Annotated in this window: 16 protein-coding genes; all 16 read left to right on the top strand. The window is 73.8% G+C overall.

What is annotated here, in order from left to right:
* The first annotated feature begins 25 nt into the window (after nucleotides 1-25).
* Nucleotides 26-1,501, top strand: a complete 1,476-nt coding sequence (locus tag ACGFIM_RS04905) for a DHA2 family efflux MFS transporter permease subunit (protein WP_393194712.1) — start codon at nucleotides 26-28, stop codon at nucleotides 1,499-1,501.
* On the top strand, nucleotides 1,498-2,184 hold the full coding sequence (locus ACGFIM_RS04900; RefSeq protein WP_393194709.1) for a CehA/McbA family metallohydrolase: 687 nt from the start codon (nucleotides 1,498-1,500) through the stop codon (nucleotides 2,182-2,184). The genes ACGFIM_RS04905 and ACGFIM_RS04900 overlap by 4 nt, the downstream gene beginning before the upstream one ends.
* A gap of 141 nt (nucleotides 2,185-2,325) precedes the next feature.
* Nucleotides 2,326-4,197 (top strand): ATP-binding protein, encoded by a 1,872-nt coding sequence (locus ACGFIM_RS04895; RefSeq protein WP_393194706.1) that lies wholly within the window; start codon nucleotides 2,326-2,328, stop codon nucleotides 4,195-4,197.
* Nucleotides 4,198-4,206: 9 nt separating this feature from the next.
* Nucleotides 4,207-5,358 carry an exonuclease SbcCD subunit D gene (locus tag ACGFIM_RS04890; RefSeq protein ID WP_393194703.1) on the top strand — a complete coding sequence of 384 codons (1,152 nt, stop codon included), beginning with the start codon at nucleotides 4,207-4,209 and terminating at the stop codon, nucleotides 5,356-5,358.
* Nucleotides 5,358-7,979, top strand: coding sequence for an AAA family ATPase (locus ACGFIM_RS04885; protein WP_393194700.1), 2,622 nt, complete (start codon nucleotides 5,358-5,360; stop codon nucleotides 7,977-7,979). The genes ACGFIM_RS04890 and ACGFIM_RS04885 overlap by 1 nt, the downstream gene beginning before the upstream one ends.
* Nucleotides 7,961-8,971 carry a hypothetical protein gene (locus ACGFIM_RS04880; RefSeq protein ID WP_393194697.1) on the top strand — a complete coding sequence of 337 codons (1,011 nt, stop codon included), beginning with the start codon at nucleotides 7,961-7,963 and terminating at the stop codon, nucleotides 8,969-8,971. Before ACGFIM_RS04885 ends, ACGFIM_RS04880 begins: the two co-directional genes overlap by 19 nt.
* A gap of 484 nt (nucleotides 8,972-9,455) precedes the next feature.
* Nucleotides 9,456-10,343: an SseB family protein gene (locus ACGFIM_RS04875; protein ID WP_393194694.1), complete on the top strand. Its 888-nt coding sequence runs from the start codon at nucleotides 9,456-9,458 to the stop codon at nucleotides 10,341-10,343.
* Nucleotides 10,340-10,747, top strand: a complete 408-nt coding sequence (locus ACGFIM_RS04870) for a hypothetical protein (RefSeq protein WP_393194691.1) — start codon at nucleotides 10,340-10,342, stop codon at nucleotides 10,745-10,747. The genes ACGFIM_RS04875 and ACGFIM_RS04870 overlap by 4 nt, the downstream gene beginning before the upstream one ends.
* Before the next feature lie 89 nt (nucleotides 10,748-10,836).
* Nucleotides 10,837-11,241, top strand: coding sequence for a YbaB/EbfC family nucleoid-associated protein (locus ACGFIM_RS04865; RefSeq protein WP_393194688.1), 405 nt, complete (start codon nucleotides 10,837-10,839; stop codon nucleotides 11,239-11,241).
* Nucleotides 11,238-11,582 carry a hypothetical protein gene (locus ACGFIM_RS04860; protein WP_393194685.1) on the top strand — a complete coding sequence of 115 codons (345 nt, stop codon included), beginning with the start codon at nucleotides 11,238-11,240 and terminating at the stop codon, nucleotides 11,580-11,582. Before ACGFIM_RS04865 ends, ACGFIM_RS04860 begins: the two co-directional genes overlap by 4 nt.
* Before the next feature lie 10 nt (nucleotides 11,583-11,592).
* Nucleotides 11,593-22,473, top strand: coding sequence for a hypothetical protein (locus tag ACGFIM_RS04855; protein WP_393194682.1), 10,881 nt, complete (start codon nucleotides 11,593-11,595; stop codon nucleotides 22,471-22,473).
* 54 nt (nucleotides 22,474-22,527) lie between these two features.
* Nucleotides 22,528-23,052 carry a hypothetical protein gene (locus ACGFIM_RS04850; RefSeq protein ID WP_393194679.1) on the top strand — a complete coding sequence of 175 codons (525 nt, stop codon included), beginning with the start codon at nucleotides 22,528-22,530 and terminating at the stop codon, nucleotides 23,050-23,052.
* Nucleotides 23,045-23,584 carry a hypothetical protein gene (locus ACGFIM_RS04845; protein ID WP_393194676.1) on the top strand — a complete coding sequence of 180 codons (540 nt, stop codon included), beginning with the start codon at nucleotides 23,045-23,047 and terminating at the stop codon, nucleotides 23,582-23,584. Before ACGFIM_RS04850 ends, ACGFIM_RS04845 begins: the two co-directional genes overlap by 8 nt.
* Before the next feature lie 138 nt (nucleotides 23,585-23,722).
* Nucleotides 23,723-24,787, top strand: coding sequence for an ABC transporter substrate-binding protein (locus tag ACGFIM_RS04840; RefSeq protein WP_393194673.1), 1,065 nt, complete (start codon nucleotides 23,723-23,725; stop codon nucleotides 24,785-24,787).
* Between the two features lies 1 nt (nucleotide 24,788).
* A complete protein-coding gene (locus tag ACGFIM_RS04835) occupies nucleotides 24,789-25,613 on the top strand; it encodes an ABC transporter permease (protein ID WP_393194670.1) in 825 nt (274 codons plus the stop codon).
* Nucleotides 25,589-26,281 (top strand): ABC transporter ATP-binding protein, encoded by a 693-nt coding sequence (locus tag ACGFIM_RS04830; RefSeq protein ID WP_393194667.1) that lies wholly within the window; start codon nucleotides 25,589-25,591, stop codon nucleotides 26,279-26,281. Before ACGFIM_RS04835 ends, ACGFIM_RS04830 begins: the two co-directional genes overlap by 25 nt.
* Nucleotides 26,282-26,324: the final 43 nt, after the last annotated feature.

The following is a 26,324-nucleotide window of genomic DNA, read 5'->3' as shown; positions in this document are numbered from 1 at the left end:
CGCGCAGCTCCGTTACGCCTGGCGCGTGCTGTCGGTCGTCGGCCTGGCCAGCATCCTGACCGCGCTCGGCAGCAGCTCGCTGAACGTCGCCCTGCCCGAGGTCGTACGGCACTTCGGCGCGGGCGCCGCCGCGGCGAGCTGGATGCTGCTGTCGTTCATGCTGGCCAACACCGTGCTCATGGTGGTGTTCGGGCGGCTGGCCGACATGTTCGGCCGCCGCGCGATGTACCTGTGCGGCCTGGCCACCTACACCGGCGCGAGCCTCCTGCTCGGCTTCGCCCCCGGCGAGTGGCACGTGGTGGCGCTGCGCGTCGTGCAGGCCGCGGGCGGCGCGATGCTGCTGACCAACAGCGCCGCCCTGCTCACCGACGCCTTCCCGCGCCGCCACCTGGGCCGCGGCATGGGTATCTACATCGCCTCGTTCTCCGTCGCCCAGCTCGTCGGCCCCACGCTCGGCGGTTTCCTGACGCACCGGCTCGGCTGGCAGTGGGTGTTCTGGTACAACGTGCCGCTCGGTGTGCTCTGCCTGATCTGGGGCGCGATCACGCTGCGCCGCACCGCGTCCGGGGCGGGGGAGCGCGGCATCGACCTGCCGGGCAACCTGCTGGTGCTGGTCTCGCTGGGCGGGCTGCTGTTCGGGCTGTCGCAGGCCGCCGACTACGGCTGGACGGACCCGGTCGTGGTGGGCGGGGTGGTGCTGTTCGCCCTGCTCATGCCGGTCTTCGTGGTCGTCGAGCGGCGCAGCGCGCACCCGGTGGTGGACGTGCGGCTCTTCGCCGACCGGGTGTTCGCGCTCGACCTGCTGGCGACGTTGCTCAGCACGGTCGGGCGGATGGCGGTGGTGCTGCTCGTCGCGCTGTACTACCAGGCCGTGCGCGGCGAGGACCCGGTCGCGGCCGGGCTGAAGGTGCTGCCTTTGTCGGTCGCCATGATGATCGCGTCGATGAGCGCCGGCCCGCTGCACGCCTGGCTCGGCGCCCGGCTCGTGGGGCTGCTCGGCAACGTCATCGGCACCGCGGGGCTGGTGGTGCTGCTCGCGTGCGTGTCGCCGGACGTCGGGTACGGGCCCGTCTGCGCCGGCACGGTGCTGGTCGGGATCGGCGCCGGGATGTTCCTGCCGGCCACCGCCACCGCGATACTCGACCAGCTCCCGTCGCACCGGATCGGCATCGTCAACGCCATGCGGCTCATGGTGCAGAACACCGGCGTCGTGGTGAGCACCGCGCTCGCCCTGTCGCTGGTGACCGGGCCGCTGCCGGCCGCGCTGCGGCCCGCCGTCTTCGCCGGGACGCTGTCACGGGTGGCCCCCGGGGGGATCGGGGCGCTGATCACCGGGTACCGGATCACGTTCGGGGTGCTGGCCGCCGTGTCGGCGCTGGCCGCGCTGGCCTCGCTGGGCGGCCTGCGCCGCCGCGCCCGCCGGCCGGCCTCACCGGCGGTGCAAGACGCCGTTCCGGCACCCGGCGGCACGCCGGGGCCGGCAGGGGAGCGGTGCCCGTGACGTCCGGGCCGCCCGCGATCGAGCTGGCCTCACCGCCCGACACCCTGCGGCCCGCGCCCGCCGGATGGGTGCGGGTGGACTGCCACGTGCACACCGTGGCCTCCGGTGACGCGGTCACCACGCTCGACCGGCTGGCCGAACGCGTGGCCGTCCACCGCATCGACGTCGTGTGCCTGACCGACCACAACCATCTCGCCGGCACGGCGGAGGAGCTGTCGCGGGCCGTCGGGTGCCGGGTCGTGCCGGGCGAGGAGATCCGTACGGGGTGGGGCGAGCTGCTCGGGCTGTTCCTGACCGAGCGGGTGCCGTACGTGCTGCCCACCAGGGAGGCGATCCGGCGCATCCGCGCGCAGGGCGGGCTGGTGTGCGCGCCGCACCCGTACGACCCGGAGCGCTCCGGCCTCGGTGACCGCCTGGAAGAGCTGTGCCGCGACGGGCTGATCGACGCCGTCGAGGTGTTCAACGCCAAGATCGAGGACCCCGAGCACAACAGGGCCGCGCTGCGGGCGGCGCGGGCGCACCGGCTGCCCGGCACCGTGGGCTCCGACGCCCACGACCCGGAGGGGATCGGCGCCGCGTACGTGGAGATGCCCGACTTCGACGGCCCTCGGACGTTCCTGGAGGCGCTGCATCGGGCTCGCCGTTACGGCGAGTATCGCGCGCACGCGCCCCGTTACCGGTGAAATTCTTTACCCGCATTTTGCGGTAGTGCGGTCTTGCCCGCGCGCCCGCCTGTCGGCAATGTCACAACAGTGCCAAGAGGCGGCAGGTCGGTCGTTAGGATTCTGCGGGAAGTACGTGAACGCACGGGGCGGGAGAGATCGGTGAGCGAGCAGACGGAGGCGGCGGCCGCCAACGGGGCCACCGGCGACACCGCAGGGCGCGCGACCGCCTCGGGCAACGGCGCGACGGCGTCGGGAAACGGGACGGCCTCCGGCGGGAGCGCCGTCTCGGCGGATGCGGTCGGCCGGGTGCTCGGCACCCACGCCGCCTCCCCGCTGTCGTTCTGGGTGGGCCTGGAGCCGGGCCGCGTCGTCCAGCTCGACGACGTGGTGGTGACCAGGCGCGACACGCCCGACTACGGTCCGGTGCTGGTCGCGGGCGTGGTGTCGGCCGTCGAGGCGCGCCACGAGGGCGCCGGGTTCGACTCCGACGTCTTCCTCATCGCCGACGGCGCGCTGCCCGCCGCCGTGGTCGAGTGCGCGGAGGTGCGCGTCACCCGGGTCGAGCCGGAGGTCTTCGTGCCGCCGCTGCCCGGCGCGCCCGTCTACCGCGCCGCGAGCGGCGACCGCGACCAGGCGCTCTACTTCGACGTCATGGACCGGCGCGTCCCCATGGGCCTGGGCCGCGACGGGCGGCCGATGTATGTGAATTTCGATTTCCTGGACGGCACTCGCGGCGCGCACGTGTCGATCTCCGGCGTTTCCGGTGTGGCGACCAAAACGTCATTCGCCACATTTCTCCTCTATTCGATTTTCCATTCCGGCGTGCTCGGCGCGGAGGCCGCCAACACCAAAGCCCTGATCTTCTCGGTGAAAGGCGAGGACCTGCTCTTCCTCGACCACGCCAACACCCGGCTCGACGCCGCCGCGACCGCCCAGTACGCCCGGCTCGGCCTGCCCGCCGGGCCGTTCGGCAGCGTCCACGTGTTCGCGCCGCCGCGCCCCCGCGACCCCAACGGCGTGCCCGACGTCTCGGCGCGGACCCGCGACGTCAGCGCCTACTACTGGACGCTGGCCGAGTTCTGCGCCGAGGAGCTGCTGCGGTTCGTGTTCACCGACGCCGACGACGAGCGGGCCCAGTACTCGCTGCTCGTCGGCCAGGTCGCGGCGCGGCTGCAGTCGTGGGCCGAGCCCGTGGGGGACAGCGGCGCCGTGCGCATCCGCCGCCCCGGCGCGGAGGACGGCCCCGTCTGCCGTACGTTCGGCGACCTGGTGGACGTGATCGGCGCGGAGCTCGCCGACGAGGGGACCCGCGCCGTCTGGACCGGCGCGCCCACCCCGCTGGGCACCGTCAACGCGTTCCTGCGCCGGCTGCGCGGCGCGGTCAGGGCGCTGTCGCCCATCGTGCGCGGGGACCTGCCCGGCGGCCGGCCGCACGGGATCGGCACGTCCGACGCCCAGGTCTCCATCGTGGACCTGCACAACCTGCCCGACCGGGCGCAGCGGTTCGTGGTCGGCGTGACGCTGCGCGGCGAGTTCTCCCGCAAGGAGAGCGCGGGCACCGCACGGCCGCTGCTGTTCGTGGTGCTGGACGAGCTGAACAAGTACGCGCCGCGCGAAGGCGAGTCGCCCATCAAGGAGATCCTGCTGGACGTGGCCGAGCGCGGCCGCTCCCTGGGCGTGATCCTCATCGGCGCGCAGCAGACCGCCTCCGAGGTGGAGCGGCGCATCGTGGCCAACTGCTCGGTGCGCATCGCCGGCCGTCTCGACCCCGCCGAGGCCACCCGCCCCGAGTACGGCTGGCTGCCCGCCGCCGCCAGAGACCGCGCCACGATCGCCCGTCCCGGCACGATGTTCGTCACCCAGCCCGAGATCCCCGTGCCGCTCGCCGTCACGTTCCCCTTCCCGGCCTGGGCCACCCGCCCGTCGGAGGCGGCGGCGCGGCCCGCCGCGAGCCCGGTGTTGCGCAACAGGGCCGCCGCCGACCCGTTCACCGGGCTGCCGGGCCCCGACGACGACATCCCGCCCTTCTAGGGAAAGCGCATGAAGATCCTGCACACCGCCGACTGGCACGTCGGCAAGGTACTCAAGGGCCGCCACCGCATCGACGAGCACCGCGCCGTGCTGCGCGACCTGGTGACCATCGCCCGTACGGAGGACGTCGACGCGGTCCTGGTGGCCGGGGACCTGTTCGACACGAGCGCGCCCACGCCCGAGGCGCAGGCGCTGGTGTTCAACGCCCTCATGGCGCTGCAGGAGGGCGGCCGCCAGGTCGTGGTGCTGGCCGGCAACCACGACAACCCGCAGCTGCTGGAGGTCTACCGGCCGCTGCTCGGCAGGATCGGCGTGCACGTCGTCGGCGCGTTCCGGCGGCCAGACCAGGGCGGCACACTCTCCTTCACCGCGCGCTCGGGCGAGCCCGTGCGCCTCGCCGTGCTGCCGTTCCTGTCGCACCGGTACGTCGTCCGCGCCGCGGAGGTGCTCGCCGGCACCCAGGCCGAGCACAACCGCGACTACGCCGCCCGCATCGCCGAGCTGATCGCCGCGCTCACCGCCGGCTTCTCCGCCGACACCGTCAACCTCGTCACCACCCACGGCACGCTGCCCAGCGGGCTGTTCGGCGGCGGCGAGCGGCGCGCCCAGTCGATCTTCTCCTACTACTTCGAGCCCACCGCGTTCCCGCCCGCCACCCAGTACGCCGCGCTCGGCCACCTGCACCGCCGCCAGCAGATCCCCGGCCCCTGCCCCATCTGGTACAGCGGCTCGCCCATCGCCGTCGACTTCGGCGAGGAGGACAACACCCCCGGCGCGCTGCTGGTCACCGTCGAGCCGGGCCGCCCCGCCCAGGTCCGCGAGGTGCCCATCACCTCGGCCCGCGCCCTCGCGACCAGGACGGGCACGCTGGAGGAGCTGGCGGCCATGGCGCCCGATCTGGCCGAGACGTGGCTGCGGGTCGTCGTCACCGAGCCGCCCAGGCCGGGCCTGGCCGAGGCGGTACGCGAGATCCTGCCCACCGCCCTGGAGGTCACCGTCCACGAGCGGTTCCGCCCCGTACGCACCCCCGGCCGCGCCCCGGCGACCGGGCCCGCCCGCAGCCCCCGCGACCTCTTCCGCGACTACCTCGCCGCCTCAGGACGCCACGACGACCGGGTGGCCGCCCTGTTCGACCGCCTCCACGAGGAGGTGACCGGCTGATGCGCCCGCTGCGGCTGCACCTCGACAACTTCGGCAGCTTCCGCGAGCCCGCCACCGCCGACTTCTCCGGCGTCGAGTACTTCGTCCTGGTCGGCCCCACCGGCGCCGGCAAGAGCACGCTCATCGACGCCATCTGCTTCGCCCTCTACGGCACCGTGCCGCGCTGGGGCAAGGAGAACGTCATCGCCCATGCCCTGGCGCCGTCGGCGGTCGCGGCCAAGGTCGCGCTCGTCTTCGAGAGCGCGGGCCGCCGCTACGCCGTCGTACGGGCGCTCAAGCGCGATGCCAAGGGCAAGGTGCACACCGCCGAGGCCCGGCTCGACGAGCTGGACCCCGCCGTGCCCGGCTCGGCCGAGCTGGAGGAGCTGCTGGCCGCCGTCGTGCGGCCCGTCGCCGAGGGCGCCGCCGTCACCGCCGAGGTGCAGCGCATCACGGGCCTGGAATACCGGTTCTTCACCCAGTGCGTGGTGCTGCCGCAGGGCAGGTTCGCCGAGTTCCTGCACGCCCAGCCGCGCGAGCGGCAGGACCTGCTCGTGCAGCTCCTCGACGCCGACGTCTACGAACGCATCCGGCAGCGCGCCGTCCAGGAGGAGGCCGCCGCCGCGCAGGCCGCGGGTTTCGCCAGGGAGCGCCTGGCCAAGCTCACCGACGCCGACGAGCAGGCCGAGCGCGCCGCCGCCGATCGGCTCGCCGCGCTGCGCGACCTCGACGCGAGCCTCAGGGCCGACCTCGACGCGCTGCGCGGCCACGACGAGGAGCTGCGCCGCCTCGCAGAGGAGCGCGACGCGCTGCGCGACCGGCTGGCCGCGCTGACCGCGCTCGCGCTGCCCGCCGACGTGCCCACGATCGCCGAGAGCGCCCGCGCCGCCGCCGACGAGGTAGCGGCCCGCACCGCGGCCGTGGCCGCCGCCGAGGCGGCCGAGCAGCGCGCCGAGGACGAGGCCGCCGCCTGTGACGACCCGGCCGCGCTGCTGGAACGCCTCCAGGCGCTCGATGCGTACGAACGGCTGCTCGCCGACCTCGGCACCGCCGAGTCGCGGGCCGCCGAGACCCGGGCCGCGCTCGGACCCCTCGACGCCCGCGCCCGCGACCTCGAGACCGCGCTGGCCCAGGCCGAGCAGGACCGCGACCGGCTGCGCGACGCCCACGCCGGCGCCGACCTGGCCCGCCGCCTCGTCGTCGGCGAACCGTGCCCCGCCTGCCTGCAGACCGTCACCGCCCTGCCGCACCACTCGGCCACGGACGACCTGCGGGCCGCCGAGCAGCGGGTCACGACCACGCGGAAGGAGGCCGAGCGGGCCCGCCGCCGCCACACCGAGGCCGGTACCGAGCTGCGCCATCTCGACCGCACCGTCCACGACCTCGCCGCCCGCGCCGCCGAGCTGCGCGGAAGGCTGGCGGCGGTTCTCGACGACGCCGCCATCACGGACGATGCGGATGGCGAGCCGCACGCCCACGCCGGGGCGCGCGCCGACGCCACGGAGGGGGCCGGGCACACGGGTGAGCCGTCCGGGGCGGAGGCCATCGACAGGGGCTTCGAAACCGAGCGGATCGCCAAGTGGCGGGACGACCTGAGCCGGCGCCTGGCGGCGGGCAAGGCGGCGCAGCAGCGGGCCGCCGAGCTGCGGCGGGCCGCGCGCGAGGCCCGTACCGCACTCACGGCGGCCAGGAGCCGCGCCGACGAGCTGGCCGGAAGGACCGAGCGGCTCTGGCGTGACCTGGACGCCGCCCGCGACACCGTCGTCCCGCTCGGCGCGCCGCCGCTCGACCGTGCCGACCTCCACCACGCCTGGACGGCCCTGCTCGCCTGGCGCGACGAGGCCGCCGTACGCGAGCGCGCCGCCCTGGAGGAGCAGGAGGCCCGCATCGCCGAGACCGGCCGGCAGGCCCGCGCCCTGTGGACCTCGCTCGTCGCCCGGCTCGCCGAGCACGACGTGACCCCGCCGGAAGACGCCCGCGAACAGGCCGGCCGGGCGAGGCCCGCCGCGCGCATCGGCGAGGCCGTCAGCGCCGCGATCGCCCAGGCCGAGGCCAGGCTCGCCCAGGTCAGGGAGAACCGCGCCACCGCCCGCGAGCTGGAAGAGCGCGTCAGGACCGAGGAGGAACGCGCCCAGGTCGCCAAGGAGCTGGCCCAGTGCCTGCGCGCCGACGCCTTCGAACGCTGGCTCTGCACCGAGGCGCTCGACCTGCTCGTCACCGCCGCGTCCGAGACCCTGCGCGAGCTGTCCGACGGCCAGTACGAGCTGGCGCTCGGCGCGCGGAACGAGATCGAGGTCATCGACCACGCCGAGGCCGGGATGCGGCGCAACGCGCGCACCCTGTCGGGCGGCGAGACGTTCCAGGCCGCGCTCGCGCTGGCGCTCGCCCTGTCCGACCAGGTCGCCGGGCTGTCGGCCACCGCCGCGCGCAGCCTCGACTCGCTCTTCCTCGACGAGGGCTTCGGCACCCTCGACCCGGCCACCCTCGACACGGTCGCCACCACGCTCGAACGCCTCGCCGCCGGCCGCGACCGCATGGTCGGCGTCGTCACGCACGTGCCCGCGCTGGCCGACCGCATCCCGGTACGCTTCGAGGTCAGCCGCGACGCCAAGGGATCACACCTGTGCAGGACGACCGCATGACCGCCGGGTTCACCGTCGACGCGTGGGACCCCGCCTACTCCGCGGCGCTCGACGCCGACGCGCTGGCCGAGCTTGACGCCACCAGCGCCGAGCTGGACCTCGACATCGAGCTGCCCGCCGCCCGATGGCGGCCGGTCACCCCCGACCCCGCCAACGCGCCGCCCGGCGTGCTGCTCATCGCCGACGGGGTGCGCCGCATCGACGCCCGGCTGTGGACGTACGCCGACGGCGAGCCCGGCGTGCTGCCCGGCATCGCGGCCTCGTGCGCGGCCGGGATCGTCCGCTGCGCACCCGGGACGGGGGCCGCGCCGGTCGCCGTCGAGGTCAGCCGGTCGCTGTTCAGCGCCTCGCCGCACGCGGCCGACGTCGTCACCTCCTCCGCCGCCTACCGCGCGCGCAGGGTCTCCGGCTCAGGGCCCGACGAGCTGACGCTGGCCCTGCAGCGCCACCTCACCGAGCTGGAGGTCGGCCTGGCCGTCCGCCACCGGGCCGAGGCGGGTGAGGAGGACCTGCTGCTGGTGGACGGGCCGCTGCGAGGGCGTACGCACCTGCCGCGCACGGTCGGCTACGTCAAGACCCACCACACCGCCTACCTGCCCGCCCCGCAGGCCGCGACCGTGTCGGCGCTGCAGCCGGGCCAGCGCACCCCGGTCTTCCTCATGGGCACGAGCTGGCGCCGCCACACCTGGTACCTGCGGCTGCCCACCTCCTCCGACATGCCGTGGGCGGGGATCGTGCGCTGCGAGGCGAGCGCCGACCTGCCGCTCGGCGACCTCGTACGGCTGGCCGACTCGCTCACCCGCGCCCTGCCGCCGCTCGCCGGCGTCGACTACAAGGACCCGCGCGCCCCGCAGAACCTCGTGCCCATCGGCGGGCTCGAGAAGCTGCTGCGCCATCGCCTCGGCGACGCCCGCCTCCTCTACCGCGCCCTGCGCGCCGCCGCCCGCCGCCCCCGCCCCGCCACCCCGCGCACCCCGCTCCCCGCCCGCTGACCGGTCAAGGAAAAGGACCCGGCGCCGGACCGAGTTTCCGCGCCACCCCGCTGCTCATCCGCCGGGAACGTGCGGCGGCCGCGCGGAGCCGGGCCGGTTTCGTGTGGTTTCGCCGTGTGGGTCGTCTGGGCGTGTGGTGGGTGTGTGGGGTCGGGTCGGTATCGCGCGGCTTTGCCGTGTGGGCCGTCTGGGGGTGCGGCGGCCGTGGGGGGCCGGGCTCATTCCGTGCTCCTCGTCCGCGGGGAAGGCGCGGTAGGGCGCGGGGCGAGGCAGGTTCTCTGCCGCCTCGCCGCCTGTCCCCGCTCCCGCTTCCGCTGCCGCCGCGTGCGCGGCGGAGGCGGCGGGCCGGCTGATGCCGTGCGGGCTCGCCGCGCGCTCCGCTCCCCACCTCTCGAAGGCACGGTGGCGCGGCCGGGAGGGAGGGCGGGCCGGATCAGCGGACAGGCGGGGCCTATGACCGTTGAGAACGGGACAGAATTGTCGGGTGACCGTCGATGATCGTTTTCCGGCCAGCCCTTTCGAGGAGCAGTTGCTGGCCGCCTACCAGGACGGGCAGCAGGCGGCGTGCCTGAGCCTGCTGCGCGAGGCCGACCTGGCGCTGCCGATCACCCCCGCCGCGGCCGCCGGCACCGAGCGTCCCGCCTGGGCGACCGCCGCCGACGGCGAGCGGACCTGGGTGCTGGCCTTCACCTCGGTCGAGGCGATGACGCTGGCCTCCGGCGGGGCCGCCACGCACTGCCGGGTCGCGTCGATGACCGAGCTGGCCGCCGGCTGGCCCGACCTGCGCTGGGGGCTGGCGATCAACCCGGGGCTGCCGGCGTCGTTCCTGCTCGAATCCGGTACGGTGGCCCGCCTCGCCGTCCCCACCCTGGAGCAGGACCTGCGGATCGCCCCCGGCTCGGGCGTGCCGGTGCTGCAGAAGCTCATCGCGGCCGCCGACATCCCCGACCTGCTCGCCGCGTCCGAGCCGCGCGTGTCGGGCTACTGCCATCACGCGCTCGACGTCTCGCACATCGCCACCCCCGCCGTGCTGGCCGCCGCGCTGAACCAGACCGACATGCTCACCGAGACGGGTTCGCTGAACATGCTGCGCTGGCGTCCCGTCGGGCTCGACCTCTACCGCACGCCGTACGGCGGCACCGACGAGGAGGGCCGGCAGGCCGTGGCGGGCTGGGTCGTGGAGGAGCCGCCGTTCTTCGGCATGGGCCTGGTGCCCAGCGTCGACAACGTCATCCGCGAGTACAAGGTGTACGGCGTGGGCCTGCCGCACGGCGCGGAGATCTGGGAGCTCACCCAGGCCGGCACCGAGTACCGCCGCGCGTTCTACCACGGCGACCTGCGCCGCTGGCTCTTGGTGGGGAGGCGGTCATGACGTCCTGGCACGGTTACCGGGCCCGCTGGAACGGCGAGGAGTACCCGGTCAGCCCCGAGCCGCACGCGCTGGAGCTCTGGGTGCGGCTGCGCAGCGAGACGCCGCGCGACGGCTTCGAGGAGGTGGAGCCGGGCTGCCACGTCCGCACGGTCCCGGTGGAGGAGTGCGAGTCGCTGCACTTCGTGACCGTCGTGTGCCGGTGGCGCGACGAGCCCTTCCAGGTGCACGACGAGCGGGACGGGCGGCTGCTGCTCGAATACCTCGGCGGGTCCGCGCTCAAGGCCCGTGACCTGGGGCTCGACCGGGTGGAACGCGGCGTGTGGCGGGCCTGGGCGCCGCGCGCCGAGGTGACCGGCATGCGGGAGGAGGCGGTGCCCCTCACTTCGAAGTTTCTGAACGTTTGAGTTAAGACCTTGTTTCCTGGTGTTAATGTGACGGAAACTGACCTCTTAGGCACATGTGGCGTCACATGGGCAAAGGTAGCGAGGGGGTTATGGGGGCTTCGGAACAGCCGGACGTGGCCGCGATGCGGGCATACGCCGACGAGCTGCGCGAGACGTTCACCCGCTTGCAGGAGCAAGGCCTGGAGCTGCACGCCAAGGCCAAGGCGGTGCAGGTCACCGAGACCTCCAGCGACGGCCTGGTCTCCGTCACCGTCGGCCCGCGCGGCGACCTTATCCGCCTCGACCTCGACCCCCGCATCTACCGCCGGCCCGACGCCAGGGCGCTCGCCGACACGATCGCCGCGACCGCGCGCAAGGCCGCGGAGGCCGCCCAGCAGCGGGTCATGGAGATCTTCGAGCCGGTGATCCCGCCCGAGCAGTTCAAGGCCCACCTCGACGGAGACGTGGAGGCCGTGATGGCCCAGCTCGCCGACGGCATCGGAGGTGACCGGTGATCGAGGACTGGTCGGGCGCCTACGTCTCCAAGGCCGTCGTGGACCGCGGCATGACGGCCTGGTCCACGACCGCCGAAGAAGTCTCCAGGACCCTGCCCAAGCTCGCCGACGACGTCGAGTCGTACCTGAACACCGCGCCGTGGGGCGGCGGAGCCGAGGGCCAGGCCTTCTACCAGGCCCACTGCGGCGACGGCGGGCCCATCGAGATGGTCCGCCAGGCCAGGCACCTGGCCGAGCAGCTCGTGGACGCCGGAGACCGGCTGCGCGCCGCGATCGACAACACGTTGCAGACGGACGCCGACATCCGGCACGACCTCACCCGCATGGCGCGGGAAGTCTGAGACGGGGTCCATGGCGTACTCGGGCGACTCCAACGTCAACGGCGACTCCAACTACAACATCCAGACCCCGGGCGGGCAGTCCGCGCACAAGCAGATCGTCGAGATCGGCAACGACGTCCTGCCCGTCTGGGAGACCGAATCGCTGCCGGACTGGGTGAACCACTGGCTGCTCCCCATGCTGTCGGCCGGCCAGTCGTGGCCGGAGGCCAGCGAGGCCAGGCTGACCGAACTCGCCCGCCGGTACGCAGCGCTGTCGGACGGCGCGATCTCCTCCGCGGAACCCGCCGGAACGGCGGTGCGGACGATCGTCACGGGATGGGCGGCGCCGGCGACCGCGATGTTCGTGCGCCGGGCGCGCGAGCTGTACAGCAAAGAGAGCGGCATCACCGGGGTCAGCTACACCGCGAACGCCTTCGCGGTGCAGACCAGCAACTTCGCGGTGCAGACGCAGTACTCGAAGCTGTCCATCAACGTGGCCTTCTGGGTGACGGTGATCTCCATCGCGATCACGCTGCTGGTGTCGTTCTTCAGCGCGGGCGTCTCGACCCCGTTGATCGGCCCGTACGCGCTGGCGGCGCGCACGGCGATCAGCCGGATCCTGACCAGGCTGGTGGGCGCCGCCGGGCAGAAGATGGCCGCGGCCCAGCTGGCGAAGGTGGCGGTGCTGAGCGGCGCGACCGGGCGGGCGCTGCTGCTGCGGGTGCTCGCCTCGCCGCTCGGCAGGGAACTGATCGAGGAGATGGGCGAGGAGTTCTTCATCGAATTCGCCGCCCAGTACCTCCAGCAGCAGAAGGGCACCCGGGACGGCTTCGACTGGCGCCAGATCACCATGGCCACGGTCGCCGGCGGCGGCGGTGGACTCGCCGGGACCGCGGTCGGAGGGCCGATCTCGCGAGTCACCCACCTGGTGCCGGGGTTCGCGGGACGGGCGCTGGCGACGGGCACCACCAACGTGATCGCCTCACCGGTCGGCAGCTTCATGGGCAACGCGCTGGTGTACGGGGAGTTACAGAACCCGTTCACCGCCGAGTCCATGATGGGCGCCTTCATGGGCGGTGTGGGGCGTACCGGGACGATCAGCCCGTTCAACCCGGACGTGGCCCTGGCGCTTGCGCATCCGACGGCCACCCTGGCCTCCGCCTACGACGCCGCCGCGCGGACCGACGCCGCCCGCGCCGCCGCCTGGGCGGGCGGGGGCAGCCCGTCCGCCGACCCCTCCGCTCCCGTCGTCACGCCGGCCGGCCCCGGCGGCAACCAGCCCGGCATGGGCGGCGGCGCGCGCACGTCCGAGCCGGTCACCGTTCCCGCGCAGCGCACGGCGAGCACGGCCGGTTCTTCCGCCGGTTCGTCCGGCTCGGCGTCCCGTCCGGGCGTCAGCGTCCCCGACGCCGACCCCGCGCAGCGCCGCCGCACTCCCGGCCAGCCGGTCACCCCGGACCCCGTCCGGACCCCGCAGCCGGACCAGGACGACGCCCCCGAGCCGGCCCCCGACCGGCAGCCCGCGCGCACCACCCCGGACACCGCGCCTCGGCTCGCCGCGGACGCCCAGACCCCGGCGAGCACCACCTCCGGCATGCGCCAGGACACCGGCACGCCGCAGCAGGACACGGCGCAGCAGGACACGGCGCAGCAGGACACAGCGCAGCAGGACACGGCGCCGCAGCAGGAGCCGGCCACCGCACCGGAACCGCAGGCGGGCACGACCCAGCAGCCGCAGGCGGATTCGGCGCAGGAGCCGCAGGCGGCCACCGACCCGCGGGCGAACGCCGCGCAGGAACTCCAGGCGGATGGGACGCCGCGTTCTCAGGCGGACATGGCGCGTTCTCAGGCGGACACCGCGCAGGAGCCGCAGGCGGCCACCGCGCCGGAGCCGGACGCGACCTCCGCACCGCGGCCCGGCACGGCCTCCCAGCAGCCCGCCGGCGGGCAGGCGCCGGGCGCGCCGTCGGCCGCCACGCCCAGCGACCCCGCCACCGCCGGCACGGCCACCGGCACCCCGACCGGCACGCCGGCGGGGGACACGACCAGCGCGAACACGGTGACGACGACGAGCGAGCCGGCCACCCCGCGCGCCGATGGCCGGCCGCAGTCGGTCACCGCTCAGCAGCAGAGCACCGTGCAGGGCCCCGCTGCCGAGGGCACGGCCCAGCCGGTGGTGGCGGCCGCTGCGCCGACCGGCCCGTCCACCAGCCGGACGGACGGCGACACCGTTCAGCCGCCCGGTACGAACGGCACGGCGACCTCCGACCAGGAGGCCGGCCTGCCGGCGGACCGACAGGCCGGGCAGCCCGCCGCGGACCAGGGCGGCCGGGCGAGGGCGGCGTCCGGAGCCGCGTCCAAGGCCGGGGCGCCGACGCGGGCGCGGGCGGCGCTGGTGGAGGCGCTCACGACCACGTTCCCGGGCGCCGTCATCGGCCCCGATGGCGAGGTGATCGTCCCGAAGCAGGACGGCGGATTCCGCGTCCTGTCGAACGACACCATGACGAGCCTGCGCCGCACGCTCGACGTGATCGCGGGAGAGGTGGACGGCCACCCGCAGCTGGTGGTGGAGGCGTCCGCGCTGCTGGTGCTCGCCGCGTCCAGCGACGCGCTGTCCTCGGACGTCACCGGCGTGGCCCCGCCGCGGACGCACGCCAGCGCCCCGGGGACGGTCACCTCGCAGCCGATCCCCGGCACCGCGTACGTCACGGACAGCGGCCGCGACACCGACGTCACCCCTGACGAGATCAAGCAGGCGGCGCAGGCCCTCGACGCCAGGCACTTCGCGCACGGCGCGCAGGAGGTGCGGGGCCTGTCCTGGGACGGCGACACGCTGACGGTGACCACGGGGAGCGGCGTCCAGCACTTCACGTTCACCGTCGGCGAGCCCGGCCAGCGCGAGATGGCGCGGACCCGGGTGCGCGCGGGCACCGCCGACGACCCGCACATGGTGACGTTCGCCCCGCGTATCGCCGCCGACCAGCTCGCCCGGGTGTGGCTGCACGAGATCACCGACACGTTCCAGCGGCAGGCGGCCGGCCCCCGGCGCAGGGGCATCCTGCGCCGCATGCTGCCGGGCCGCCCGGCGCGGAACGCGACCGACGAGTGCGTGACCGCCCGCAGGAACGAGCGCGTGCTGCTGCTCGAGCAGTGGGAGAACGCCCCCACGATGCCGGAGAAGCGGCAGAAGGCGATCGACATCGACGGCCTGGACGCCGACCTGCGCGCCCGCGGCGCCGAGGTGCCGCCCCCGCCGTGGACGATCGGGCCGGACCACGTGCGCACCGGCTTCGACATCCCCAGCCCGTCCGAAGGCATCGACGAGCTGCATCAGGCGGCCGCGCAGCTCACGACGGCCGAGGAGGCCCTGCGCCGTCTGGAGAAGGCCCACGTGGTGATCGCGCAGCAGGCCGCGAGAGACGCCGAGGAGGCCGAGGGGAAGGCCGAGACCGCTGGCCGGGACAAGGACAGCGGCGCCGAGGCGCGCGCCATGACGGCCGCGGAGGACGCCCGCGCGGCGCGGGACAAGCAGGCGCGGAACGAGCGGATCGCCGCCATGTACGGGAACGCGGTGAACGCGTCGATCGCGGCGAGGGAGGCGTACGAGCGGTACGCGCGGCTGCTCGCGGCGCCGCCCGTCAGCCTCGGGCCGCATCCCGCCCAGCCCACCCTGACCGACCTCATCGGGCATGCCCGGCGGGAGGCGGAGAAGGCGCACGCGCGGTATCAGCAGGCGCTGGGGCGGACCAGGCCCGACGAGATCTCGCTGCCCGAGGCGATGCCCACCGGCCGGCTCGCCCACCTCGACGCGCTCACCGACGAGGTCAACGCGCTGCTGGAGCGGAAGAAGGCCGCCCACCGGTTCACGCCGAACGAGCTCGAAGGGCTCATCCGCGCCGACTGGCACAAGGCGGTGGCGGGCGACGGCCTGGTGCTGCCGATCGGCTTCAGCGACAACGCGATCGAGCTGCGGATCAAGCTCAGGCTGTCGGACCTCGTGGAGGTGGACAGTCCCGCCGTGCGGGCATCCCAGGTGACGGTCGGCCTGTTCTATCAGACGGGCCAGACCTACACCGCCACCGAAGCCGGCAGCGTCGGCGTCAACGTGGACTACAACACGGCGAAGGCGGCTGAGTACCTGATGCCGGGCAGCGTGACCGCCGGCATCTTGCGGGCGGCGGGCATCTCCGTCGGCGCCCAGTACGGCCGTAACTGGTCGTCCTCCGGCGGGGGCAGCATGTTCCACCAGGGCGGTTCCGTCGCGGACAACCGCACCGAGTCGCTGCTGTTCGACGCGGTCGCCGAGTGGACGATCGAGGAACGCTCTGGCGAGAACGCCACGTGGAGCGCGCCCATCCGGGTCAGCGAGGGCAGCCGCGGCGACTCCCGCACCCAGCGTTTCTGGGTGTGGCACTCGTACGCCGGCCCCGTCCCGGCCTCCCAGCAGACCATCGACCCGCAGCTGCGCAGCCCCAAGCCGCCGAACCAGGAGGTCATCAGCATGACCGGCCTGGAGGAGGCGTTCGACGCGCTCGCCGCGGAGCTCGGCGGCGAGTACACCAAGGTCGGCACCACCGCCCGCCAGAACCTGCGCAAGTTCGTCGTCCGCGAGCTGCAGACGCGCTTCCGTCAGAGCCTCGACTACGGCCTGTCGATCGACCTGATGGTGCCGGGCGTCACCGACACCAAGATCACCGCCACCAGCGAGATCGTCGAGGAAGAGACCCGTATGGTCGGCGGGTGGACGCGCGACGCGCTGGAGGAGGAGGTGCTCACCGAGACCGCCACCTCCACCACCGGGGCCGAGTACGGCGCATCGCGCGAGGGCAAGCTGTCCGCCGGACTCCCCGTGGCGGCCATGAAGAACATCGACGTCACCGGGCCGCTGAGCGACTACCGGCCCGACTCCATCGGCCCGAGCGTCAGCACCAGCAGGCCGGTGTCGCGGTCGGCGTCGTCCACGGCGAACGAGGTCGCCGTCTATCCGCAGGTGGACAAGCGCACCGGTCCGTCGCAGGCCTACCGCAAGGTGGCCAAGGTGACGTTCACCATCGAACGGGAGAACAAGCGGCCGCAGACGCTGGGCCCGTTCCGTACCGAACTGCTGCTGCGTCAGCAGGTGCTGGACGCCTTCTTCGCCGGCGACCCCGTGCCGGTCGAGCTGTTCGTCACGGAGGACGGCCGGATCAAGATCGATGACGACGGCCGCCCGGTGTTCAAGGACCCCCAGGCGCCCGAGACGATCCCGGGCCGCAAGATACAGTTGCCGGAGTTCGCCGGCAGTGGGCCGGGCCGGCTGCGCGGTGCGGGCCCCATGCCCGTGCGCGAGGTTCGCGGGCTTGAAGGGTTCGCCGACGAGGTGCTCGACGCGCTGTCCAGCACCGGGCTGGTAGCTGAGAACGTGGACGGCGAGCGCGTCTACAGCGACAACCCGCTCGTCCGCGCCGGCCAGCGGATGAACGAGAGCGACATCACGTCGCACCTGGATGAGAGGGCGGTCCGCAGCGCGTTCGACCAGCTCGCTCAGAGCGGCGTCATGGTCCCGCTGCAGAAGCACGGCGTCAACCGCGCTCTCGACGAGTCCATGCTGTACCTGGCCGTCTTGCAGGACCCGGGCGACACCGGAACCCTCGCCGGCCCTCTGGAGACGAAGACGGACACGGGCCTTCCGATCGCCAGCGACAGCGCCGGGCTGAGCCTGAGCCGGTCGGTGGCGGGGACGATCGGCGGCTCGCTGTCCAAGGCCGACGGCCCGGCGCAGGGGCAGGACGGGATCTCGCACACGGCGGAACCGAATGGCGGCGGCGACGCCTCGTACTCGGTCACGACCAGCTCCGGCGTGACGCAGAACAACGTCGACATGTACGAGAACGGCAAGAACCAGCCGACCGCACCGATCGCGCAGAGGGCGATGCTCGCGGCCTTCCTGGTCGTCGATGGCAAGCCTGTTCCCCTGGTCGCCCCGCGCCCCATCACGGCGATACTGATGGTGCACGGCGACATGATGCCCCGCGATGGCGGGCCGCGACTCTCCGGCCCGATGGGCAAGCCGAGCAAGAAGCTCCTACGGCGTGCCACGCTGGAACACATCGACGCCGGACGCGAGCTCAGCGACTTCGACAAGGTCCGTGGCCTGCTGCCGAAGGCGCTGAGGAAGCGGGGCGCGCCGCTGGCCCAGCTCTGGCCGATGCTGAGCCGCCACCACCTCGCCGGTCACCTCATCGAGGGCCCGATCTCCAACGACCTGGTGCTCGACCCCCGGGGGCCGAAGCCCACGCGGGTCAAGGTGGACGTGCGCGCGGAGCTCGGCGAGGCGGAGTTCGTCGACATCGCCGAACCCGTCTCCGGCCGCATCGCGCTCGCGCTGCGCAGCGTCGGCGTCTCCTGGAACGGAGTCAAGGGCTGGCTGCTCGGCCTGGCGAACAGCGTCGGCGACTCCGACGCCAACGGCGCGACCAGCGAGGGCAGCGCGTCGCTGCCCTCGCGCAGTCGCGCCAGGACGCTGCTGACCGCGCTCGTCGCCATCTTCGGATCCGAGTTCCTCGGCATCGCGGTGGGCAGGAAATACCGCTTCAAGGTGCCGCTCGACGTGATCGCAACCGTCAGCAGCAGCAAGGTCGGCCTGGCCGGAGACGAGAGCCGCACCCTGCAGACCGGCACGCTGCGCAGCCACGGCGGCGCGGTGTTCCTCGTCTCCGAGCACAACGCGCTGCAGATGTTCGCCGCCGGAGAGCTGAAGCTGCCGATCGCCGTCGTGGCCGACGCGGTCGACCGCTTCATCAACGGCCACTTGAAGCTGCACCGAACGGTCGCCGTTCCGCTGATCACCCAGTACATCCAGGCCAGGAAGGAGGCGGTCGAGCAAGGCGAGGACCTCGGGCTCGGCACGCGGCACCATCCGTCCGATCTGCTCGAAGCGCTCAAGAAGGTCGCCGACCTCGAGCCCGTCATCGCCCCGGCGGTCGAGGCCACCCGTTACGACCCGGGTAAGGGCTTCACCTACCTCAATGACGCCCTGAGCAAGGCCGCCGAGGTCAACGACCAGCGCAAGGAGGTCGTCCTCGCGCCCCAGTTCGTCAACGGCATGGGCGCCAGCATCCCGGTGTCGTTGACCGTGAAGAACGCGCAAGGCCACGAGGTCAACCTCATGGACGAGGCGCTCGACCTCATCGAGGAGGCCGTGCCGGGCGCCAACGCCGCCACCCCGAACCTGGCCAGGCAGGTCAGGGTGAGCTTGAACGACACCCGCTCCGAGGCCCATGTCGCCGAGATGATGTCGCGGCGCGGGTTCATACGCGAGTACGCCGTGCAGTCGAGCAGCCCCAACGCGGCCCCGCAGATCGTCACCGTCCGTGCGACGCTGAGGCCCAAGGGCGACCCGCGCCGGGCCGTGGTCGTGAGCCAGACCGGCGAGCAGGGCGGCATCGTCCAGCATTACCGCGGCGGTGAGCACACGCGCACGGAGTCGCACTCCGTCGCGCTGTCCGTCGGCGTCGACTACAGTGCAACCGAGGAGGGCGGCGCCGGCGGGATCGGGGCGTCCACCAAGCGCAGCCGCTCCTTCTCCAGCACCAAGATCAACTATTTCATGCGGTTGCTCCGGCTCGCGAGGTTCGTGGGCATGACCACGGTCGCCCAGGAGATGACGCCCGTCCTCGAGGTCTGGACCCGCCCCGCCCACGTGCGGCCCATCCCGTTCGAGCGGCGCCTGCCGGGCACGGCCGCCAGGATCCGCAAGACCGTGCACGCGATGGGGCGCACGAGCGAGCCGCTGCGGCGCACGTACGACGCGGTCCTCGAACGCGACGTGCCCAGTGACATGGTGCTCCCCGTCGCCGAGGACCCGGGTCCGGTGCGCACCGTGATCGACCCGCGCGCGGTCGAGCTGGAGCCGGGCTTCTTCCCCGACATCCTGACCGAGGATCCGGACCGGCCCACGCTCTACGACGCCATCAGCCGCCAGCTGACGAAGATGGTCGGCGAGGCCGCGGTCAGAGAGCGCTCGGGAGCGCTGTCGGACTGGGTGTCGCACTCCGGCCTGCTCACCGGCCTGGAACAGATGTCGGGACGCGACGGCGCCGTGGTGCCGCACGTCGCCGAGGCCAAGTTCCGCGACCAGGGCGTGGACGTGAGGATCAAGGCCCGCATGTCGGACCTCACGCTCGTGGCCGGGCCGTTCGACGGCGAGAAGGGCGAGGTGGACAGGCGGGCCGAGGCGCAGAACGTCTCCGTCGGCCGCGGCCGGATCACGCCCGTGGGCGTGAACGGCGCCCAGAGCAACAGCGCGCTCGGGCTGAGCGTCGGCACCAGCGCGGGCGCCCAGGCCTCGCAGAGCGTCAACGTGCACCAGGGCGGGCGCAGCGAGCGCAGCATGTTCGAAAGCGGCAAGCTCTACACCGTCCAGGTGCGGGTGGACTACGACCTGACGTTCGAACGGGTCAAGCTGCGGCGCGACGGCGACGTCGTGCCCACGGGCGAGGCCGTCCACGTGCCCGCGGCGACGGGCGGCACCGCCATGATCACGTTGTCCGGTGAGGAGCTGAACGAGCTGCAGGCCAGGATGGAGGCGGGCGTCCGCATCGCGGCGCCGCTCGACGGGCTGCCCACGTTCGGGTTCACGCCGGAGCCCGGCCGCGAAGGGCTCATCCAGGTCCTCCAGGACGCCCGCGTCGCCGCCCGTGAGCGCGGCGCGGTGGCCCGTGTCCGTGTGCAGGAGCCCGACGGCCTCCACCACTACCTGGCCGCTCCCGACGGCACCGTGCGCAGCGACGACGCCGGGCGGAACACCCACCGTGACGCCGGATTCGCCGAGGCGTTCTCCACGCTGCCGCCTCACCTGCTGGAGGCGGCCGATGAGCAGAACCTGAACCTGCGCGAGGTCTTCCTGACCTCGCCGGTGTCCGGCACGTTCACCGACCAGGTCTCGGCCGCGCTCGCCGAACGCGGCGCCCTGCCCCCGGCACCGGAACCGGTCTGGAAGATCGTCGTCGTCGAGGAGTCGGAATCGCCGGCCGTCACCACCTCCCACAGCACGCCCGCGTCGGCGAACGAAGAGGCGCTGCCCGGCAGCCCGCTGGGCGCCTCGGCCCGTCCCGAAGGCGAGCCCGACCTCACCGTCGCCGAGATGCGCGGCCATCAGCCGGCCCCCGCCGACTTCGGCGGGGCCGTCGCCGACGTGCGCTGGACCGGCGACGACCGCCTCGTCCTGCGGCTGCCCGGGGCCGCCGACCAGCACGTGCGGGTGGTGGCCGCGAACCCCGGCGACGGATTCATCGGGCGCACCGACTTCCACGCCGGCACCGCCGAGGACCCGCACATCACGTTCGTCGCCCCGCGGGTGCACCCGGACATGGTGTCCACCGTCCTGGTCCACGAGCTCTCGCACATCGCCCAGGAACGCGCCGCCCAGGCGGCAGGGAGGCCGCAGGGCACGATCAGGGAGTCGCTGTCGCCCGAGAAGGAGGGCGCGGACCACTGCCTGGTGCCCCGGCTCAACGAGCACGCCCACCTGTCGCGCCGGTGGAGCGCCACCGCCGACCCGCGGCTCAGGGAGACGCTCGCGGCCGCCATCGACGCCGTCGCCACGGACATCCGCAGACGCGGCCACACCCCGCCGCCCCCGCCCTGGCCCACCCACCCGCCGTCCGGCCCTCCGGCCGTGGACGGCGCGCGGGTCAGCGACGCGGACGCGGCGGCCGCCGCCCGCCTGCGCGACCTCATCGACACGCTCGCCAACGGGCACCCGGCCGCACCCTCCCTGGCCGCCGCCCTGAACGGTGCCGCTCCCGGCTCGCCCGCCGCATCGCTGGCCGATGCGCTCAGCGGGCGCCCCACCGCGCGCCGGTCGCCCGGTGCGGTGTCCGGCGGCGGGCGGTCCGGTGCCGCCGCGGCGGCCGCCGCGATCCGGGCCGAGGCCGAGCGGGCCGGTCTGGCACCGGGACAGCCGGGCGCGACCGCGAAGCTCGCGGCGCTGGCCCGGGCCGGCGAGCTGGCCCCTGAGCACGTGGCGGCGCTGCGCGGCGAGCCGGGACTGCCTGAACTGGCCGCGGCCAACGCGGCCGGCAGAGCCGCCGCGCTCATGGGCGCGAAGGCCCGGGTGCTGGGCCCCGGCCTGATCGACGTGCAGCTCCCCGGCCGCCCGCCCCTGGCCATCGAGATCCGCCCGCCCGCCCTGACCATCCCCGCCCAGCCGGCGGCCCCCGCCCACCACAACGCCGCGACTCCGTACGCGGGGGCCGCCCGCCACAACACCGCTTTCCCCGCCGGCGGCGCTCACCGCAACGGCGAGGCACCCTACACGGGCGTCGCTCACCGCAACGCCGACGGTTCACCCGCCGGCCAGGGCGCGCCGAACGGCACGGTGCGGTCCAGCGGCGCGGCTTCGGCGAACGGCGGGGCGGGCTCGTCCGGCGTGCACGGCGCGGGCGGGGCCGCGGGGCCGATGGGCGGTGGCGTGGTGACGTTCCAGGTGGACGGGCTGCAGACGGTCGGCGCGAACGAGCGGGCCGCCGCGGCCGCCACCGCCGGAGCCCTGGCGGCGGCGATGGGCCTGCCCCCCGAGCCGTACCGGCACGTCGCGGCGCTGGTCGAGGCCGCCCGCCAGGTGCGGGCCGCGACGGCGGCGCAGCGGCGGGCGCGGCTCGGCGTGCTGTACGACCTGGCCGCCGCCGCTCCGATGCACCTCGTGCCCGCCCCGGTGGCCGCCGAGCTGTCCCGGCTGCTCGCCGGTCCGCGGCCGGGCGGCAGGGGCGACCGCCTGGAGGGGGCGCGCGTCTTCCTGGAGGAGGGGCGCAAGACCTCCGCCGGTGCCCGCAGGCTGCCGGACGCGAAGTGCCACTGCCCGGAGACCGGTCCGTGCCACTGCGGCCTCCGCGAGCGGCGTGACACCGACCGCCGCGTGATGCGGGTATGAGCGGGCCGTCGCGTAGTGCGGGCATCATAGGAGAACGGCGAGGAGAGGACGGTTATGGCCTTCGCGGTAGCGCGGACGAGGGATGAGGCGCATCTGTACCTCGACCTGCACCCGTGCGAGTGCGGCGCGGTCGAGACGACCTGGGAGAACGGCCTGGTCGCCGTCGACGGAGGGCTGGCCAGCCGCTACTGGGGCGCCTGCGACGACTGCGGCAGGCGGCGCGAATACCTGTTCGGCCTGCCGGAGCGGCCGGTGATGCCGTCGGGCTACCCGACGTTCGGGGGCGAGGAGCCGTCGCAGCTGCTCGACGCGGGGGAGTGGCTGTGGGTGGCGGATCTGTCGGCGGGCAACGTGCCGGTGGACGACGCGGACGAGGCGCGCCGCACGCTGGCGGTCGCCACCGCGGCCGTCGAGGAGGTCGTGAAGTTCATCCCGCCGGGCGCGGACGAGGTGCCCGATGAGGCGTTCTGGTCGCAGCGGGGCCGGGAGATGCGGGCGGCCGAGCCCGGCAGGTTCCAGCTCGACCGGCTGCTGATCGTCCGTGACTCCTACCGGGATCTGGCGGCTCGGCATGCTTGACGGCGCCACGGCCCGCTCGCTGGCCGAGGCCCGCATCTACCTCGATCTGACGGTCGCCGGCGGGTCGGCGGGCGCGTCGGTGATCGAGGTGCCGGACGGGTGGCTGGTGCGGGCGGGCGGCGTGGAGGTGCCGGTCTCGTACGAGGGCGAGCACGCGGCCAGGCGGTCGGGCGTCACGTTCGGCACCGGCGTGTCCGAGCTGCTGGACGCCGGCCAGTGGGTGCTGGTCGGCGGCACGTACGCGAGCCGGGCCCTGGAGGGCCAGATTCACTACGTGGCGGGCCCGCCCGATCCCGAGCGGTTCCGCGCCGTGGAGGCCGACTGGACCTTCGCGGCCGATGCGATGGCCGAGGCGCTGAAGTTCCTGCCTGAGGGCGCCGCCGAGCTGCCGCCCGAGGCGTTCTGGAGTGATATGGGCAGGTCCGCCCGCGAGGCCGACCCGGGCCGCTTCACCAGGGCCAAGCTGGAGAGCGACCACGCCTTCTTCCGCCAGAGCCTCGAGGACTTCCGCCGCATCGCCGGCAACCGCTGACCGCCGCGGGAAAGCACCCTCCAGCGGCGCGTGCTCGCACCGCCGTCGCTCCCGGCTCACGGCCTGCGCCGGCACAAAATCATGTAAACCTGGTAGGAAATGTTGACTTTTGGTCCTGGCGCTCGTACCTTCGTGGTCATGAGCCAGGGCCCCTACCACACGTCCTCGTTACGACCCGTGCTCGCCGCGCTCCTCGCGCTGGTCCTGACCGCCTGCACGCCGGGTGCCGCCCAAGAGTCCTCAGGGCCCGAGCTGCCTGCGCAGGCGCCGCTGCCGACCGCGGTCCCGCAAGGCACCAAGCTGATCGTCGGAGACCCGTCGACCAAGGTGGCGCTGGAGCTGTCCGGTGAGATCGACAAGTTCTCGTTCGACATCGAGTGGGCCAACATCAGCGGCGGCCCGCAGACGACCGAGGCCTTCAGGGCCAACGCGCTCGACGTCGGAGCAGTGGCCGACATCCCGCCGATCCACGCCACCTGGACCGGCCTGCCGGTGAAGATCGTGGCCGCCAAGTTCCGCAAGGACCCCATCGGCCACCCCATCTACGAGCTCGGCATCGCGCCAGGCGTCCAGGTCAAGAGCCTGGCCGACCTGCGCGGCAAGAAGATCGCCTACAGTCCCGGCCAGGCGCAGGGCGCGCTGGTGCTCAGGGTGCTGAAGAAGGCCGGGCTCACCAAGGACGACGTCGAACTGGTCGAACTGCCGAGCACCGGCGACGTCTACCCCAACGCGCTGGCGTCCCGCCAGGTGGACGTCGCGCCGATCGGCGGCGTCAACATCAAGCGCTACACCGGCCAGTTCGGCAAGGACGGCGCCACCACCATCCAGCACGGCCTGCGCGACGACCCCGCACACCTCTACGTCCGCGCCGAGACGCTGAAGGACCCGGCCAAGGCGGCCGCCATCCGCGAGTACGTCGCCGCGTGGGCGCGCGCCACTCGCTGGGTCTACGAGCACCCCAAGGAGTGGATCGAGGGCTACTACGTCAAAGACCAGGGACTCAACGCCGACGACGGCCGGTACCTGGTGGACCAGTCGGGCGAGCCCGACATCCCGTCCGACTGGACGGACGTCATCGCCCGGCACCAGGAGACCATCGACATCCTGGCCGCCGAGACGGGCAACGAGCCGCTGAAGGCCGAGGACCTGTACGACCGCCGCTTCGAGCACATCGCCGCCGACGCGCTCAAGGAGGGTGCGTGACATGACTCTGCTCGCCTCGCGTCCCGTCGCGCCCGCCCGCGTACGGGCCCGCCGCCGGCTGAGGCCGGGCCGCCCGATCAAGCTGGGCTTCCTGGTGGGCCCGCTGCTGCTGCTCGCGCTCTGGGCGGTGGCGTCGGCGACGGGCCGGCTCGACCCCCGCTTCCTGTCCGCGCCGTGGACCGTGGTCGCCACGGCGGGCGAGCTGATCGAGAACGGCCGCCTTCAGGACAACCTGCTGACCTCGCTCGGCCGGGTGGCCTCCGGCCTGGCCATCGGCGTTCCGCTGGGCACGGTGCTCGCGCTGATCTCCGGTCTCAGCCGCTGGGGCGAGGCCATCATCGACGGCCCGGTGCAGATCAAGCGCGCGATCCCGTCCCTGGCGCTGATGCCGCTGCTGATCCTGTGGCTGGGCATCGGCGAGACCATGAAGATCACCGTCATCGCGGTCGGCGTGCTCGTGCCGATCTACATCCACACGCACAACGGGCTGCGCGGCATCGACAGCCGCTACGTCGAGCTGGCCGAGACCGTCGATCTCACGCGCGGCGCGTTCATCAGGAAGGTGGTGCTGCCGGGGGCGCTGCCCGGCTTCCTGCTGGGCCTGCGTTTCGCGGTCACCACGGCCTGGTTGTTCCTGGTGGTGGCCGAGCTGATCAACTCCACCAGCGGCATCGGCTACATGATGGACCTGGCGCGCACGTACGGGCAGACGGACGTGATCCTCGTCGGCATCGTCCTGTACGGCCTGCTCGGCCTGTTCTCCGACGCCGCGGTCCGCCTCGTGGAAAGGAGGGCGCTGTCGTGGCGACGGACGTTGGCGAGCTGATCCGCGTCGAAGGACTGACCCGCGTCTTCGGCTCGCGCAGGGTGCTGGACGGCCTGGACCTGGAGCTCGCGCCGGGCGAGTTCACGGCGCTGCTCGGCCGCAGCGGCTCGGGCAAGAGCACGCTGCTCAAGGCGCTGGCCGGGCTGGACGCCGACGTGGCGGGCGACGGCACGGTGCAGGTGCCCGACCAGGTGTCGGTGGTGTTCCAGGACGCCCGGCTGCTGCCGTGGCAGCGGGTGCTGCCGAACGTCGTGCTCGGGCTCACCGGGGCCGAGGAGCGCGGCAGGGAGAGCCTGGCCGAGGTCGGTCTCGCCGGGCGCGAGCGGGCCTGGCCGAACGAGCTGTCGGGCGGCGAGCAGCAGCGCGTGGCGCTGGCCAGATCCCTGGTGCGCGAGCCCCGCCTGCTCCTGGCCGACGAGCCGTTCGGCGCCCTCGACGCCCTGACCAGGCTGAAGATGCACCGGCTGCTGCGCCGCCTGTTCGAGCAGCACCGCCCGGCCGTGCTCCTGGTCACCCACGACGTGGACGAGGCCATCGCGCTGGCCGACCGGGTGCTGGTGCTGGACGGCGGCAGGATCGCCGTCGAGAAGCGGCTCGACGCCACGACCGACCCCGCCGAGGTCCGCGCCGAGCTGCTGCGGGCGCTCGGCGTCACCGGGGACGAGTGATGGCGACGGCCGACTGGATCCGCGCGACCGGCGCTTCGAGAGC

Source organism: Nonomuraea sp. NPDC049309 (assembly GCF_043196965.1).
Lineage (GTDB): Bacteria > Actinomycetota > Actinomycetes > Streptosporangiales > Streptosporangiaceae > Nonomuraea > Nonomuraea fastidiosa.
Note: the sequence above shows the minus strand (reverse complement) of the source record. Positions and strands in the feature narration are given on the sequence as shown.

Coding starts and splice junctions, on each gene's coding strand:
- ACGFIM_RS04890 (WP_393194703.1), top strand. CDS start 4,207: ATGAAGATCCTGCACACCGCCGACTGGCACGTCGGCAAGGTACTCAAG.
- ACGFIM_RS04885 (WP_393194700.1), top strand. CDS start 5,358: ATGCGCCCGCTGCGGCTGCACCTCGACAACTTCGGCAGCTTCCGCGAG.
- ACGFIM_RS04870 (WP_393194691.1), top strand. CDS start 10,340: ATGACGTCCTGGCACGGTTACCGGGCCCGCTGGAACGGCGAGGAGTAC.
- ACGFIM_RS04865 (WP_393194688.1), top strand. CDS start 10,837: ATGGGGGCTTCGGAACAGCCGGACGTGGCCGCGATGCGGGCATACGCC.
- ACGFIM_RS04855 (WP_393194682.1), top strand. CDS start 11,593: ATGGCGTACTCGGGCGACTCCAACGTCAACGGCGACTCCAACTACAAC.
- ACGFIM_RS04850 (WP_393194679.1), top strand. CDS start 22,528: ATGGCCTTCGCGGTAGCGCGGACGAGGGATGAGGCGCATCTGTACCTC.
- ACGFIM_RS04845 (WP_393194676.1), top strand. CDS start 23,045: ATGCTTGACGGCGCCACGGCCCGCTCGCTGGCCGAGGCCCGCATCTAC.
- ACGFIM_RS04840 (WP_393194673.1), top strand. CDS start 23,723: ATGAGCCAGGGCCCCTACCACACGTCCTCGTTACGACCCGTGCTCGCC.
- ACGFIM_RS04835 (WP_393194670.1), top strand. CDS start 24,789: ATGACTCTGCTCGCCTCGCGTCCCGTCGCGCCCGCCCGCGTACGGGCC.